The sequence below is a fragment of the Pseudomonas sp. I3-I5 genome (genome assembly GCF_022699445.1).
GTDB lineage: Bacteria > Pseudomonadota > Gammaproteobacteria > Pseudomonadales > Pseudomonadaceae > Aquipseudomonas > Aquipseudomonas fulva.
On the sequence record NZ_CP093940.1, the window covers coordinates 4,702,884 to 4,717,013 of the forward strand.

Consider the following 14,130-nt stretch of genomic DNA (forward strand, 5'->3'; position numbering starts at 1 on the left):
AATCAGGCTTGCTGGCGGTGCTGTTTTTCCAGCTTCTTCTTGATTCGATCCCGCTTGAGCTGCGACAGGTAGTCGACGAACAGCTTGCCATTGAGGTGATCGAATTCGTGCTGCACGCACACCGCCAGCAGGCCTTCGCATTCCAGCTCGAACGGTGTGCCGTCGCGATCCTGGGCCTTGACCCTGACACGCAGGGGCCGGTCTACGTTCTCGTAGAAGCCCGGCACCGACAGGCAGCCTTCCTGGTACTGGCCCATGTCATCGGTCAGTTCCTCGACCGACGGGTTGATGAAGACGCGTGGCTCGCTGCGGTCTTCGCTGAGGTCCATCACCACGACTTGCTGGTGCACGTTGACCTGGGTCGCAGCCAGGCCGATGCCAGGGGCTTCGTACATGGTTTCAAACATGTCGTCGATCAGCTGGCGCAGGGCGTCGTCGAACGCCGTCACCGGTTTGGCGATGGTGCGCAGGCGCGGGTCCGGGAATTCGAGAATGTTCAAAATGGCCATAAGGTCAGGCAGTCACTGTGCGTTTGGTTGAAAACTGAACACACATAATAAAGGGAAACGCGGACTTCGGCACCTGGCAAGCTCGTCTAGGGTGACTATTGGCGTGATAGCCCCCAGCCAATGGACAGCTTTTCAAAGTGTTACTCACAGAGTTATCCACAGGTTGCGCAGCCTGAATCAACCGTTTTGCATCAAGGATGATTGCCGATGTCTGATTGCTCCTTATCCACTTGCCCACCTGCGGAACTGGAGGCGCGCTTGCGCCTGCATTGCCTTCCCGAGACCGGCTTGCGACGCTTTTCTACGCTGATCGAGGCCTTCGGAAGTGCCTCATCGGCGCTCAGTGCCCCCGGCTCGGCCTGGCGCGCACTGGGCATTCCCCATGCCAGTATCGATGCAAGGCGCAGCCCTGAAGTGCGGGATGCGGCCAGTGCCGCAATGCGCTGGCTAGAGCGTCCGGGCCAGCAATTGCTGATGTGGGACAGCCCAGACTACCCCCCGCTGCTCGCCGAAATCGACGACGCCCCGCCGCTGCTGTTCGTGACGGGGAACGCATCGCTGCTCAGCCGCCCGCAGTTGGCGATCGTGGGCAGCCGCCGCGCGACGCCGCCGGCGGTGGACACGGCTGGAGCGTTTGCCAGGTACCTTGCCCAGGCAGGCTTCGTCGTCACCAGCGGCCTGGCAGTAGGCATTGATGGCGCCGCTCACCGCGCCGCGCTGCAGGCTGGAGGGGCCACGATAGGCGTACTGGGCACAGGGCTCGAAAAACTTTATCCACAGCGGCACAAGCAGTTGGCCGAGGCGATGATCGACAACGGCAGTGCGCTGGTGTCGGAGTACCCGCTCAACGCCGGGCCGCTGCCGGCTAACTTCCCCCGGCGCAACCGCATCATCAGCGGTCTTTCGTTGGGTGTGCTGGTGGTCGAGGCCAGCTTGGCCAGTGGCTCGCTGATCACGGCGCGGCTCGCCGCCGAGCAGGGCCGGGAGGTCTATGCCATTCCAGGCTCCATTCACCATCCCGGCGCCAAGGGTTGTCACCAGCTGATCCGCGACGGCGCACTGCTCGTCGAAAGCGTCGGGCAGATACTCGAAACCCTGCAAGGCTGGCAGAACCTGCCCCCGGCCGCTGCGGACACGTTCGATCACCCGCTGCTGGCGCTATTGCACGCTGCACCGCAGACCACCGAAAGCCTGGCCCATTGCAGTGAGCAGCCGCTGGCAGAGGTGCTGGCGCAGCTCACCGAACTGGAGCTCGATGGCCGGGTCAGCAATCAAGCGGGGCGTTGGTTTGCCCGCTCGGGCTGAGTAAACTGCGCCCAGGCAACATTCCCAGTGGAGAAACATCAATGGTGAGCAGTTTTCGTGTGCAACAAGCCGCACGTGAGATCCGGGCAGGCGCAGTGATCGCCTACCCGACGGAGGCGGTCTGGGGCCTGGGCTGCGACCCATGGAACGAGGATGCGGTCTATCGGCTGCTGGCACTGAAGTCGCGGCCTGTGGATAAAGGGTTGATCCTGGTCGCCGACAACATCCGCCAGTTCGACTTCCTGTTCGAAGACTTCCCCGAAGACTGGATCGACCGAATGGCCAGCACCTGGCCTGGGCCCAACACCTGGCTGGTGCCGCATCAGGATCTACTGCCTGAATGGGTGACCGGGCAGCACGACACCGTAGCGCTTCGCGTCAGCGACCATCCGGTGGTACGCGAGCTGTGCGCCTTGGTCGGGCCGCTGATCTCCACGTCGTGCAACCCTGGCGGGCGCCCTGCGGCGAAGACCCGGCTGCGGGTGGAGCAGTACTTCCATGGGCAACTGGATCTGGTACTGGGCGGGGCATTGGGTGGGCGGAAGAACCCGAGCCTGATTCGCAATCTGGCTACCGGCGAGGTAGTACGGCCGGGTTGATGCACTTGCTGACCAGGCTTGGGCCGAGTGCCTGAGCCATCCCCCACATGACCCCTTGGTTTTTTCTGATTTTTGCCAAGGCGGTTGTTTGATATTCGGTTTGGGAAATATCCTACGAGCCGCGTCCCCTGCCATCACCTTTTCAGTAGGAACCGCTGCCCGTAGGCTTCAACCGTCGCTGAATAACTTGGCGATCGGGTGTGGTAACCCGGGTTCAGGGTGATCTTGGCAGTCCATGGCGGCTGTTCGCAGGAGGCTTCGTGCCTGCTGGGTTTTAGATCTCCCACCCGGTTTACCACCCTGCGTACAGCTGCCACCCATTCGTGTGGTAACGACTGGTTGGGGCCATGAAGCGAGATCTAATGATGAAGAAGATCGTCCCCGATCCACCCCTTCCCTCCACTTCCACCCATCCATTCGGCCGCTGCGACGCAGGCCACCAGCCGCTGTTTGCGGTTAACCCAGACATCTCCGCTGAAGACGCCCTGGTGCATGTCGCCCTGTATCTGCGCTGTGCGTACGAAGCCGGCTACAAGGCCCTGGACCATATGCGCGAAGAAGGTCGTGGCCTGTTCTGGTCCAATCTGCATGCCGTTGAAATGGCAGAAGGTGTGGTCGAGGCCATCTTGAATGGCATCGAGTCGAATCCGCCGTCGCAGAAGAAGGTGTGAGGGCTGACAGGTGTCCGCCTTTAGTTTTTAGCGCCTGTGAGATCGAGCGCCGCCCGCGCGGCGCTTCGCGGGACAAGCCCGCTCCCACATTTGTTGCAACGTGCCGAACCTGTCAGGCCATGGTTGCCCGCCTTGATGTATAGCTTGAGGCAGGCGGCGGCATCAATGCCCGCCTTGAAATCCAGTCATGCCAGCAAGGCTGACAACCAGGCGTGGTCGCGTTGCAACGGATGTAGGAGCGGGCTTGTCCCGCGAAGCGCCGCGTGGGCGGCGCTCGATCTACAAAAACCAAGGCAAGCACCTGGTCGCCATAACGCGACCTTCTGCCAATCAAGGCAACAAAATAGTAGACCCCACGGTCCGCCGCGCCGACAGCTCGCTCTGGGCCTTGGCCGCTTCGCTGAGCGGGTAGCGTTGCTGGATATCCACCGTCAGTTGGCCGCTGGCAATCATGGCAAAGAGGTCATCGGCCATGGCCTGGGTGTTCTCGGCGTTGTTGGCGTAAGTCGCCAGGGTCGGCCGAGTGACGTACAGCGAGCCCTTCTGCGCCAGAATCCCCAGGTTCACCCCACTCACCGCGCCCGAGGCATTGCCGAAGCTCACCATCAACCCCCGCGGTTGCAGGCAATCGAGCGACGTCAGCCAGGTGTCGGCACCCACGCCGTCATACACGACTGGGCATTTCTTGCCGTCGGTCAGCTCCAGCACCCGTTTGGCGACATCCTCGTGGCTGTAGTCGATGGTGGCCCACGCGCCCAAGGCCTTGGCCCGCTCGGCCTTTTCGGCAGAGCTCACGGTGCCGATGAGCTTGGCGCCCAGCGCTTTTGCCCACTGGCAGGCCAGCGAACCAACGCCGCCTGCGGCCGCATGGAACAGGATCACATCGCCAGGCTGCACAGCGTAGGTCTGCTTGAGCAGGTACTGCACGGTCATGCCCTTGAGCATGACGGCGGCAGCCTGCTCGAAGCTGATGGCCTCTGGCAATTTGACCAGGTTGGCCTCAGGCAGCGTGTGCACCTCGCCATAGGCGCCCAATGGGCCCCCGCCATACGCCACACGGTCGCCGACCTTCAACCGTGACACGCCTTGGCCCACGGCCTCGACCACCCCTGCGCCTTCGGTGCCCAGGCCCGAAGGCAGGGACGGCGGCGCGTACAACCCGCTGCGGAAATAGGTATCGATGAAGTTCAAGCCCACAGCATGGTTGCGCACGCGCACGTGCTGAGGCCCAAGGTCGGCGGGTTCGAAGTCCACCCACTGCAGCACTTCGGGGCCGCCGTGCTGGCTGAACTGGATACGCTTGGCCATCTCGTACTCCTGGATTGGGGATCGGGAAAGAGGCTTCTATCGGACGCCTTTGCTTGACTGCCGTCAACTGCGGGGCGCTGGCAGGCGGTGTTATGCTACGCGCCACTTGTTTCCTGCCCGCTCCTGGTGACCCGATGATTAGCCGCACCGAGGCTGTGAAAGCCTATCTGCTCGATTTGCAAGACCGCATCTGCTCAGCCCTGGAACGCGAAGACGGCGGCGCCCGCTTCGTCGAGGACGCCTGGGTGCGCGAAGCCGGTGGCGGGGGCCGTACGCGGGTGATCGGCGAAGGCACCGTCATCGAGAAAGGCGGGGTGAATTTCTCCCATGTGTTCGGCACCGGGTTGCCGCCTTCGGCCAGCGCCCATCGACCGGAGTTGGCTGGGCGCGGTTTCCAGGCGCTCGGGGTGTCGCTGGTGATCCACCCGCACAACCCGCACGTGCCTACTTCCCACGCCAACGTTCGGTTTTTCATCGCCGAAAAGGAAGGCGAAGAGCCGGTCTGGTGGTTCGGCGGTGGCTTCGATCTGACGCCGTATTACGGCGTGGAGGAAGACTGCGTGCACTGGCATCGAATCGCTGAACAGGCCTGCGCCCCCTTCGGCGCCGATGTGTACCCACGCTACAAGGCCTGGTGCGACCGGTATTTCCATCTCAAGCACCGGGGTGAGCCCCGTGGCATCGGCGGGCTGTTCTTCGATGACTTGAACGAATGGGACTTCGATACCTGCTTCGCCTTCATCCGTGCCATCGGCGACGCGTACATCGACGCGTACCTGCCCATCGTGCAGCGCCGAAAAGGGACGGCCTATACCCCACAGCAACGGGAATTCCAGGAGTTTCGCCGGGGCCGCTACGTCGAGTTCAATCTGGTCTATGACCGTGGCACGCTGTTCGGGCTGCAGTCTGGTGGGCGCACCGAGTCCATCCTCATGTCGCTGCCACCGCAGGTACGCTGGGGCTACGACTGGAAACCCGCGCCAGGCAGCGAGGAGGCACGGCTGACCGAGTACTTCCTGCAAGACCGTGACTGGCTCGGCCAGTAAGCCTGTAACCATTCAAGGAGCCGTCATGGACCAGTACGTCGTTTTTGGCAACCCGATCGGCCACAGCAAGTCGCCGCTGATTCATCGCCTGTTCGCCGAACAGACCGGCCAGGACCTGGAGTACGCCACGCTGCTGGCGCCGCTGGATGACTTCAGTGACTGCGCGCGCGGCTTCTTCAAGCAAGGCAGCGGTGGTAACGTTACCGTGCCATTCAAGGAAGAAGCCTATCGCCTGTGCGACAGCCTTACCCCGCGCGCACGTCGCGCAGGTGCGGTGAACACGCTCAGCAAGCTGGCCGACGGTACCTTGCAGGGTGACAACACCGACGGCGCGGGGCTGGTCCGTGACCTCACCGTCAATGCCGGTGTTGAACTGGCAGGTAAACGCATCCTTGTCCTCGGTGCCGGCGGCGCCGTGCGCGGGGTGCTGGAGCCGCTGCTGGCACACAACCCGCAGTCACTGGTGATCGCCAACCGCACGGTGGAGAAGGCCGAACGCCTGGCCGAGGCGTTCGATGAACTGGGGCCGGTGGTGGCCAGTGGGTTCGCCTGGTTGCAAGAGCCAGTGGACCTGATCATCAATGCAACCTCGGCCAGCCTGGCCGGTGAGCTGCCACCGATTGCCAGCAGCCTGATCGAACCCGGGCGCACGGTGTGCTACGACATGATGTATGGCAAGGCGCCAACGCCGTTCTGCCAGTGGGCCGCCCAACATGGCGCCGCCAAGGTGCTGGACGGCCTGGGGATGCTGGCCGAACAAGCAGCCGAAGCCTTTTATGTGTGGCGCGGCGTGCGGCCGGACACTGCACCGGTTCTCGCTGAACTGCGCCGCCAACTGGCGCGGGGCTGACCGCCAGCTGGGCTACTGAGCGGTGCTGGGTGTGGCTGCTCAGTCCTCGAACCGGATTGGGCAACGCGCCGGGCCTTCGAGCTTGTGCAGCTCTTCGATCACCTGTGGCCTGGCGCCGCGCAAGGTCAGGCTACCGCCTGTTCGCGCCAGCCGCCTCGCCTCGCGGTGCAGCATGTCCACCCCTGAATAGTCGATGAAGTTCACCTGCCGCGCATCCATGACCACCTGCGGGCCTTGGCAACCTTGCAGGCGTACTTGCAGGTAATGCGCAGCACCGAAGAAGATCGACCCGCCTACACGCAAGATGTCCGCATCGCCTTCGCGGCTCTGGTGAATCCGCGGGCGCGAGGTGCGCTTGAGGTAGAAGAACAGGGAAACCAGCACACCGGCATAGATGGCCGTCTGTAATTCCAAGAGCAAGGTGGCCGCTGCCGTCAGCGCCATGACTGCGAACTCGGCACGGCTGACACGCAGCAATGCGCCAATGGCCTTGCGATCAATCAGCCCCCAGCAAATCAACAGGATGCTCCCTGCCATCGCCGGAATCGGCAGGTGCGCGATCAGGCCGGCACCAGCGACGGCGAACACCGCTACCCACAGCGCCGAGAACACGCCGGCCATGGGCGAGCGTGCGCCTGCGTCATAGCTCAGGCCCGATCGGGTGAACGAGCCCGACGAGAGGTAGCCGGAAAAGAACGCACCGACGATGTTGGAGAGCCCTTGGGCACGTATTTCCTGGTCGGCGTCAATCAGTTGCTCGGAGCGCGCAGACAACGAACGTGCGATGGACAAGCTGGTCACCAGCCCCAGCATGCCAACGGCCACGGCGCTGGGGAGCAGGCGCAGTATCAGGTCCACGTCCAGCAGCGGCACGGCACTCAAGGGGGGCAGGCGCCCCTCGAACGCCGGTACACGCGGCACGTGCCCGAACACGCCGGGCAGCAGCCACGCCAGCAGGCTGACGGCCAACAGGCTTATCAACAGGCTGGGCCAGCGGGGACGCCATAGTTTCAGCGCTATGCCCATTACCACGGTGAGCGCTCCCAGTATCAAGGACGGCACGTCCATCTCACCGGCATGGCTGGCCAGGTCTTGAGCTGTCTTCAAGGCGGTGGCCTGGCTGGGCAAGTCCAGCCCAAGCAGGTTGGGCAGCTGCCCCAGCGCGATGACCACGGCGGCCCCGAGGGTGAAGCCGATCACTACCGAATGCGAGACGAAATTGACCAAGGCCCCGAAACGCAAAAGCCCCAGCAGTAGCTGGAAGACACCGCCCAGAAAGGTCAGCAGCAGCACAAGGGTGATGTAGTCATCGCTTCCTGCTACCGCCAACGGGCTGACACTGGCGTATAGCACGATGGAAATGGCCGCCGTCGGCCCGCAGATCAGGTGCCAGGAGGATCCCCACAGGCAGGCGACCAGCACGGGGACGATGGCCGCGTACAGCCCATATGCTGCTGGCAGGCCGGCGATCAGGGCGTATGCGATGGATTGCGGCAGCGCAAGGATGGCGCCGCTCAAACCCACCAGCAGGTCCTGACGCAAACTGTGGCGCGTCTGGCGCGGCAGCCAGCCCAGAAAGGGCAGCAGGCGTATGAGGCGATGCATAGTGCGGTCAAAATCCCCCGAATGGGTCTGTTCTGGAGAAGCGATCTGTTTCACGAATCAACCGCAGACAGACCCGCTCTCCATTAACGCGTTACAGCGTTCTTTTTACGGCCGCGACGGCGTCCGCACCCTCTTTGGTGGTCACGCCGGTCAGCCAACCATCCAGTGCTTCGGGATGTGCTCTCACCCAGGCCTTGGCGGCATCGTCGAAGCTGATCTTCTTATCCACAACCTCGGCCATGATGGTGTTTTCCATGTCCAGCGTGAAGCTCAAGTTGCTCAGCAACTTTGCCGCGTTCGGGCAGGCTTGTGGATAACCCTTGCGTGTCAGCGTGAACACGTCGCCTTTGCTGCCGAACCACTTCTCTCCACCGGTCAAGTAATGCATGTTCAGCTTCACGTTCATGGGGTGAGGCGTCCAGCCGAGGAAGGCGATGTACTGCTGTTTCTTGACCGCTCGGTCCACCTGGGCCAGCATGGCCTGCTCACTGGACTCCACCAGCTTCCATTTGCCCAGGCCGAAGGCATCATCCTTGATGATCGCTTGTAGCGAGAGGTTGGCCGGCGCGCCTGAGCCAATGCCGTAGAGCTTCCTGCCAAACTGATCGGCGTGTTTGTTCAGGTCTGCGAAATCGCGTACCCCGCCATTCCACACGTAGTCCGGCACCGCCAGGGTGAATTCGGTTCCTTGCAGATTGCGCGAGAGCTGCTGCACATCCCCGTTGGCGACGAATTTGTCATGGAAGCCTTGGTGCGCAGGCATCCAGCTTCCAAGAAAGGCATCGACCTGGCCGTCCTTGAGCCCGCCATAGATGATCGGCACCGCCAGGCTGTCCACCTTGACCTGGTACCCCAAGGGTTCAAGCAGCAGGCGGGCCACTGCGTTGGTGGTGGCGATGTCACTCCACCCAGGGTCGGCCAGCTTGACGGTTGAGCACTGCGCGTTGTCATCGGCGGCCTGGGCGCTCAGTGTGCCCAGGCTGACGGCTAGCGCGAACAAGGTAGCAGCGAACGTATGCATGGCGGGCTCTCTTTTCAATCCAGTGGGGCGGGCTGTGGATAACGTGCCTTGCGCTCAAGGTCATCAAGATCGATGTGGTTGCGCATGTACTGCTGACTGGCGTCCACCCAAGGTTGGTGGTCCCAGCTGCTCAACTTGCCAATGGCAAGTGCCTGGGCCACCAGACGGCGACGTCGCTGGCTGGCCAGCACTTGCTGGCGCAGGCCGGGTATGTCCCAGCGCTGGCGCGCCTCGGTGACGAACGCCTGCATCGATGCCTGATGATCCGGGCTGGTAGCCAGATTCTCCCGCTCGTACGGGTCGCGGCTCAGGTCATAGAGTAGACAGGGGTCGTCCTCGCTGTACACGAACTTGTAGGAACCACGGCGAATCATCATGAGCGGGCCGACGGTACCCTCGGCCATGTATTCACCAATGACCTCGTCGTGACCGCCCTGCCCTTGCAAATGACCAAGCAGAGAGCGGCCATCCAGGTGAAGGGATTTATCCACAGCCCCACCTGCCAACTCGACCAGGGTGGGCAGCAAGTCGCAGGTCGAGACGGACGCACTGACGCGTCCGGGCGCGAAGCGCTGCGGGGCATGGATCAGTAGCGGTACACGGGCTGACATCTCGAACCAGTGCATCTTGTACCAGAGGCCACGCTCACCCAGCATGTCGCCATGGTCGCCCGAGAACACGATCAAAGTATCGTCGGCGAGGTTGCATTCCTCGAGGGTTTGCAGCAATTGACCGATATTGTCGTCGATATAGCTGCATGCGCCGAAGTAGGCCCGCCGAGCATCGCGGATTTTGTCCACAGGAAGCGGTTTGTTCCAAAGGTCGTAGACCTTGAGCAATCGCTGGGAGTGGGGATCGAGTGACGCCTGGCTATCTGTGTGCCTGGGCAACGGAATATCCACACCTTCGTAGCGATCCCAGTAGCGTTTGGGAATGGTGTAAGGGTCGTGGGGGTGGGTCATGGACACTGTCAGACAGAACGGACGGCCGTCGTTTTCACGGACATGGTCATACAAATACTGACGCGCCTTGAACACCACTTCCTCGTCGAAATCCAGCTGGTTCGTACGCACGCATGGCCCTGCCTGCAGCACCGAGGACATGTTGTGGTACCAGCTTGGTCGCACGTCAGGCTCATCCCAGTTCACGGCCCAGCCGTAGTCGGCCGGGTAGATATCACTGGTCAGGCGTTCCTCGTAGCCGTGCAATTGATCAGGCCCACAGAAGTGCATCTTGCCTGACAGTGCCGTTCGGTAACCCAGGCGGCGCAGATAATGGGCGTAGGTGGGGATATCGGCGGGGAAATCTGCTGCATTGTCATAGGCCCCAATGCGGCTGGGGAGCTGACCGCTGACGAGGGTGAAGCGCGAGGGCGCGCACAGCGGGCTGTTGCAGTAAGCCGAATCGAACACCACGGCCTGAGCGGCCAGGCGAGTGAGGTGAGGCATTTGAAGGGGTGAGTCAGCGTAGATGGGCAGCAGCGGCGCTGCCATCTGGTCGGCCATGATGAACAGGATATTAGGGCGTTTCATGCAAGCTTCCATCGTTGAAGGTTATGCGGAATGCTTGCCTACCACGATGAGGCGGTGCATAACGGGGGTAAAGCCCCTGTCGGGCAATGTGTGGGATTAGCCAGGCTTATGTTCGAGCACCTTGCGGGATTGTCGTTGGATACGTTGCGCGTGTTCGAGGCCGCCGCGCGCTTGCGCAGCTTTACGGCAGCTGCCTTGGAGCTGGGCACCACGCAGCCGGCGATCAGTCAGCAGATAAAACGCCTGGAGGCGCAGCTGGGCACGCGGCTGTTCGACCGTATCTACCGGGGCATCGAGCTGACCGAAGCGGGCCAGGTGTTGTTGGAATATGTCGGCCAGGGGCTGCACACCATGGACGATGGCGTGGCCCGCGCAAGCGGGCGCACACAGCGTGAAGTCCTACAGGTGGCAACGGATTTTGCGTTCGCTGCGTTCTGGTTGATGCCCCGACTGCAGCGCTTTCATGAAGCGTATCCTCAGGTCGATGTGAGCCTGGTGACAGGTGAGCGAAGCCAAGGCATGTTGCGCCCGGATATCGACGTGGCGGTGCTGTTCGGCGATGGGCGTTTTCATCAAGGCGAGAGCCGTTGGCTGTTCGACGAGGAAGTTTTCCCGGTATGCAGCCCTCGTCTGATCCATGGCAAATCCTTGTCTGCTGCGGCCTTGCAGCGTTTGCCGCTGCTGCATCTCAAGGGTGAACAGGCCAGCCGGTGGTTCGACTGGGCAGGTGTATTTCGCGGCTTAGGGGTGACCAGCGCACCGCCTGCGGGGCAGCTACGATTCGACAACTACACGTTGTTGATCCAGGCTGCCATCGCGGGCCAGGGCATGGCGATTGGCTGGCGGCATCTGGTGGATGGGCTGGTCGATCAAGGGTTGTTGTGTCGACCGTTGGAGGGCAGCTTACGGTCGGCGCGTGGCTATTACGCCGTACTGCCGCCGCGCAAGCGTCGCGGGGCGTTGATCGGACGCTTCGTGGATTGGCTTGAGCACGAGCGTAGCCTCTGAGATGCTGGGCCCGCTTGTGGCATGTTGTCAGAATCGACGCACATCAGGAGTAGCTGTGCAGAGAATCAAGGGTTATCACGCCCACGTGTACTACGATGCCTCGACCCAGGAGCAGGCGCGAGCCTTGTGCGAGGAGGCAGCGGCGCTGTTCCCGGTCGTCATGGGGCGTATGCACACCAGGGCGGTAGGGCCGCATCCCGACTGGAGCTGCCAGCTGGCGTTCGAGCCGGAGCTCATTGGCGTGGTGCTGCCCTGGTTGGCGCTGCACCGCAAGGGGCTGGTGGTGTTTCTGCACCCGCTGACCGGGGATGAGCTGGCAGACCACCGCGATCATGCGATCTGGATGGGAGCGTTGCGGCCTCTGGACTTGTCGGGCTTTGGCGAAGGGCGTTGATTGGGCGATCCCAATCTCAGGAACGTTCTTGCCGGGGCGCCGGACTGGCGCCGATGAGTCGCGGAGCGTGTCCGGAAACCTCTGTGGAAAGTTGAAATCCTGGGACTGCAAGCAGTCCCAGGATAGCTTCGGGCACCGAGCAACCCTTGAAGCGACAACCATCGGTTAGCGCCGAGCGCCACGTACCCCTTCTGCCAAGGCCGAGCACAGGCTCAACACATCGTCTACCGCCTGACCGGGGTTCTGCGCGTGGGCAATCTTGTCGACCAGGGCCGAGCCTACCACCACACCGTCGGCAAGGCGGGCGATGTTGGCCGCTTGCTCGGGGGTGCGAATACCAAACCCGACACTGATCGGCAAATCCGTATGGCGACGCAAGCGTGCAATGGCTTCGGTCACATGTTCGGTAGTCGCCGAGCCTGCACCGGTCACACCGGCCACCGACACGTAGTAGACGAACCCGGAGCTACGCTGCAGCACGCGGGGCAGGCGCGCGTCGTCGGTGGTCGGGGTCGTCAGGCGAATGAAGTCGATACCCGCAGCCTGGGCCGGGCTGGCCAGTTCGTCGTCATGCTCAGGTGGCAGGTCGACGATGATCAGGCCATCGACACCGGCTTCGTTGGCCTGGGCCACGAACGCTTCCACGCCAAAGCGGTGGATCGGGTTGTAGTAACCCATCAGCACGATCGGCGTGGTCTGGTCATCCACTCGGAATTCGCGGACCATCTGGAGCGTCTTGGCCAAGGTCTGGCCAGCCTCAAGCGCGCGCAGGGTAGCCAGTTGGATCGCTACACCATCGGCCATGGGGTCGGTGAAGGGCATGCCCAGTTCGATCACGTCGGCACCTGCCGCCGGCAGGCCCTTGAGAATCTGGAGCGAGGCGTCATAGCCTGGATCACCTGCGGTGACGAAGGTGACCAGTGCTGCGCGGCCTTCGGTTTTCAGCTCGGCGAAACGTTGTTCAAGACGGCTCATGCCTGTTTCTCCTGGGCGGCCATGTGGTTCATGACGGTGTGCATATCCTTGTCTCCGCGCCCCGACAGGCAGATCACCATCAGGTGGTCCTTGGGCAAGGACGGAGCGCGCTTGATGGCTTCGGCCAGCGCGTGGGCGCTTTCCAGCGCTGGAATGATGCCTTCGAGCCGGCAGGATGCGTGGAAGGCATCCAGGGCCTCGTCATCGGTGATGCTGACGTATTCGACCCGCTTCACTTCGTGCAGGTAGGCGTGCTCGGGGCCGATGCCCGGATAGTCCAGGCCTGCAGAGATCGAATGGGCATCGGTGATCTGGCCGTCGGCATCCTGCAGCAAGTAGGTACGGTTGCCGTGCAGTACCCCAGGCACCCCGCCGTTCAGGCTGGCTGCGTGCTTGTCGGTCTGCACGCCGTGCCCGCCCGCCTCGACACCGATGATCTGAACGCTCGGCTCTTCGAGAAACTCGTGGAACAGGCCCATGGCATTGGACCCGCCACCCACGCATGCCACCAGGCTGTCCGGCAGGCGGCCTTCCTTTTCCTGCATCTGGGCGCGGGTTTCCTTGCCGATGATCGACTGGAAGTCCCGGACCATGGCTGGATAGGGGTGCGGGCCGGCCACGGTGCCGATCAGGTAGAAGGTGTCGTCGACATTGGTGACCCAGTCGCGCAGAGCCTCGTTCATGGCGTCTTTCAAGGTGCCGGTGCCAGCGGTGACCGGCACGATTTCAGCGCCCAGCAGTTTCATGCGGAACACGTTGGCCTGCTGCCGCTCGATGTCGGTAGCGCCCATGTAAATCACGCAAGGCAACCCGAAACGCGCCGCCACGGTGGCGGTCGCGACGCCATGCATGCCGGCACCGGTTTCAGCGATCAGGCGCTTCTTGCCCATGCGCTTGGCCAGCAATACCTGACCGATGCAATTGTTCACCTTGTGCGCGCCGGTGTGGTTGAGTTCCTCGCGCTTGAAGTAGATTTTGGCGCCACCGCAGTGCTCGGTCAGGCGCTCGGCGAAGTACAACGGGTTGGGACGGCCGATGTAGTCGCGTTGAAAATAAGCCAGCTCTTCGAGAAATGCAGGGTCTGCCTTGGCCGCTTCGTATTCACGGGCCAGGTCCAGTACCAGTGGCATCAGGGTTTCGGCCACGTAGCGGCCGCCGAACGAGCCGAACAGGCCATTGGCATCGGGGCCGGGGCGATATTGGGACTGGGTCATGAGACGCTCCAAGGCATAACGAATGAGTGATGGGCTTTACTGTAACCATGACCTGCCCCGATGAAAACCGATAAGATTGCTCTGACTTGTCAG

14 protein-coding genes are annotated in these 14,130 nt (G+C 62.5%); 7 read left to right on the plus strand and 7 right to left on the minus strand.

All coding sequences use genetic code 11. The annotated features are described in order from the left end of the window. Positions 1–2: 2 nt before the first annotated feature. Positions 3–509: a peptide deformylase gene (gene def, locus MOP87_RS21140; RefSeq protein WP_023532616.1), complete on the minus strand. Its 507-nt coding sequence runs from the start codon at positions 507–509 to the stop codon at positions 3–5. 207 nt (positions 510–716) lie between these two features. Here def and dprA point away from each other — a divergent pair, with 207 nt between their 5' ends. The 3 genes from dprA (at position 717) to MOP87_RS21155 (ending at position 3,084) form a co-directional block, all read left to right on the plus strand. Next, entirely contained in the window at positions 717–1,814 is a 1,098-nt protein-coding gene (gene dprA, locus MOP87_RS21145) for a DNA-processing protein DprA (protein ID WP_242809964.1), read from the plus strand. A 41-nt stretch (positions 1,815–1,855) separates the two neighbouring features. Then, positions 1,856–2,413 (plus strand): L-threonylcarbamoyladenylate synthase, encoded by a 558-nt coding sequence (locus MOP87_RS21150; protein ID WP_027913284.1) that lies wholly within the window; start codon positions 1,856–1,858, stop codon positions 2,411–2,413. A gap of 362 nt (positions 2,414–2,775) precedes the next feature. Then, positions 2,776–3,084, plus strand: coding sequence for a DUF3077 domain-containing protein (locus MOP87_RS21155; protein WP_242810560.1), 309 nt, complete (start codon positions 2,776–2,778; stop codon positions 3,082–3,084). Positions 3,085–3,414: 330 nt separating this feature from the next. On the opposite strand, the gene MOP87_RS21160 is transcribed toward MOP87_RS21155, so the two are convergent. Next, on the minus strand, positions 3,415–4,392 hold the full coding sequence (locus MOP87_RS21160) for an NADPH:quinone reductase (protein WP_028687744.1): 978 nt from the start codon (positions 4,390–4,392) through the stop codon (positions 3,415–3,417). 134 nt (positions 4,393–4,526) lie between these two features. On the opposite strand from MOP87_RS21160, the gene hemF reads away from it, so the two are divergent. Continuing rightward, on the plus strand, positions 4,527–5,438 hold the full coding sequence (hemF, locus tag MOP87_RS21165) for an oxygen-dependent coproporphyrinogen oxidase (RefSeq protein WP_023532527.1): 912 nt from the start codon (positions 4,527–4,529) through the stop codon (positions 5,436–5,438). A gap of 25 nt (positions 5,439–5,463) precedes the next feature. Next, complete coding sequence (gene aroE, locus MOP87_RS21170; RefSeq protein WP_028687745.1) at positions 5,464–6,288, plus strand: shikimate dehydrogenase; 825 nt, start codon at positions 5,464–5,466, stop codon at positions 6,286–6,288. Between the two features lie 39 nt (positions 6,289–6,327). On the opposite strand, the gene MOP87_RS21175 is transcribed toward aroE, so the two are convergent. The 3 genes from MOP87_RS21175 to betC form a co-directional block, all read right to left on the minus strand. After that, positions 6,328–7,893, minus strand: a complete 1,566-nt coding sequence (locus tag MOP87_RS21175; RefSeq protein WP_197873901.1) for a SulP family inorganic anion transporter — start codon at positions 7,891–7,893, stop codon at positions 6,328–6,330. A gap of 91 nt (positions 7,894–7,984) precedes the next feature. After that, positions 7,985–8,914 carry a choline ABC transporter substrate-binding protein gene (gene choX, locus MOP87_RS21180; protein ID WP_197873900.1) on the minus strand — a complete coding sequence of 310 codons (930 nt, stop codon included), beginning with the start codon at positions 8,912–8,914 and terminating at the stop codon, positions 7,985–7,987. 14 nt (positions 8,915–8,928) lie between these two features. Then, positions 8,929–10,446, minus strand: a complete 1,518-nt coding sequence (gene betC / locus MOP87_RS21185; RefSeq protein ID WP_145278719.1) for a choline-sulfatase — start codon at positions 10,444–10,446, stop codon at positions 8,929–8,931. 108 nt (positions 10,447–10,554) lie between these two features. On the opposite strand from betC, the gene MOP87_RS21190 reads away from it, so the two are divergent. Together MOP87_RS21190 and MOP87_RS21195 are read left to right on the plus strand one after the other, a co-directional pair. Further along, complete coding sequence (locus tag MOP87_RS21190) at positions 10,555–11,454, plus strand: LysR family transcriptional regulator (protein ID WP_027913277.1); 900 nt, start codon at positions 10,555–10,557, stop codon at positions 11,452–11,454. 55 nt (positions 11,455–11,509) lie between these two features. Then, positions 11,510–11,848 (plus strand): DOPA 4,5-dioxygenase family protein, encoded by a 339-nt coding sequence (locus MOP87_RS21195; protein WP_027913276.1) that lies wholly within the window; start codon positions 11,510–11,512, stop codon positions 11,846–11,848. A 165-nt stretch (positions 11,849–12,013) separates the two neighbouring features. Here MOP87_RS21195 and trpA read toward each other — a convergent pair whose 3' ends face one another. Together trpA and trpB are read right to left on the minus strand one after the other, a co-directional pair. Further along, entirely contained in the window at positions 12,014–12,823 is an 810-nt protein-coding gene (gene trpA / locus MOP87_RS21200; protein ID WP_027913275.1) for a tryptophan synthase subunit alpha, read from the minus strand. Further along, on the minus strand, positions 12,820–14,037 hold the full coding sequence (gene trpB, locus MOP87_RS21205) for a tryptophan synthase subunit beta (protein ID WP_023532832.1): 1,218 nt from the start codon (positions 14,035–14,037) through the stop codon (positions 12,820–12,822). The genes trpA and trpB overlap by 4 nt, the downstream gene beginning before the upstream one ends. Positions 14,038–14,130: the final 93 nt, after the last annotated feature.

Excerpts from the sequence above, each read along its gene's own strand:
- choX (WP_197873900.1), bottom strand. The coding sequence starts at position 8,914 with ATGCATACGTTCGCTGCTACCTTGTTCGCGCTAGCCGTCAGCCTGGGC.
- MOP87_RS21150 (WP_027913284.1), top strand. The coding sequence starts at position 1,856 with ATGGTGAGCAGTTTTCGTGTGCAACAAGCCGCACGTGAGATCCGGGCA.
- aroE (WP_028687745.1), top strand. The coding sequence starts at position 5,464 with ATGGACCAGTACGTCGTTTTTGGCAACCCGATCGGCCACAGCAAGTCG.
- betC (WP_145278719.1), bottom strand. The coding sequence starts at position 10,446 with ATGAAACGCCCTAATATCCTGTTCATCATGGCCGACCAGATGGCAGCG.
- MOP87_RS21155 (WP_242810560.1), top strand. The coding sequence starts at position 2,776 with ATGATGAAGAAGATCGTCCCCGATCCACCCCTTCCCTCCACTTCCACC.
- hemF (WP_023532527.1), top strand. The coding sequence starts at position 4,527 with ATGATTAGCCGCACCGAGGCTGTGAAAGCCTATCTGCTCGATTTGCAA.
- def (WP_023532616.1), bottom strand. The coding sequence starts at position 509 with ATGGCCATTTTGAACATTCTCGAATTCCCGGACCCGCGCCTGCGCACC.
- MOP87_RS21160 (WP_028687744.1), bottom strand. The coding sequence starts at position 4,392 with ATGGCCAAGCGTATCCAGTTCAGCCAGCACGGCGGCCCCGAAGTGCTG.
- trpA (WP_027913275.1), bottom strand. The coding sequence starts at position 12,823 with ATGAGCCGTCTTGAACAACGTTTCGCCGAGCTGAAAACCGAAGGCCGC.
- dprA (WP_242809964.1), top strand. The coding sequence starts at position 717 with ATGTCTGATTGCTCCTTATCCACTTGCCCACCTGCGGAACTGGAGGCG.
- MOP87_RS21175 (WP_197873901.1), bottom strand. The coding sequence starts at position 7,893 with ATGCATCGCCTCATACGCCTGCTGCCCTTTCTGGGCTGGCTGCCGCGC.
- MOP87_RS21190 (WP_027913277.1), top strand. The coding sequence starts at position 10,555 with ATGTTCGAGCACCTTGCGGGATTGTCGTTGGATACGTTGCGCGTGTTC.
- trpB (WP_023532832.1), bottom strand. The coding sequence starts at position 14,037 with ATGACCCAGTCCCAATATCGCCCCGGCCCCGATGCCAATGGCCTGTTC.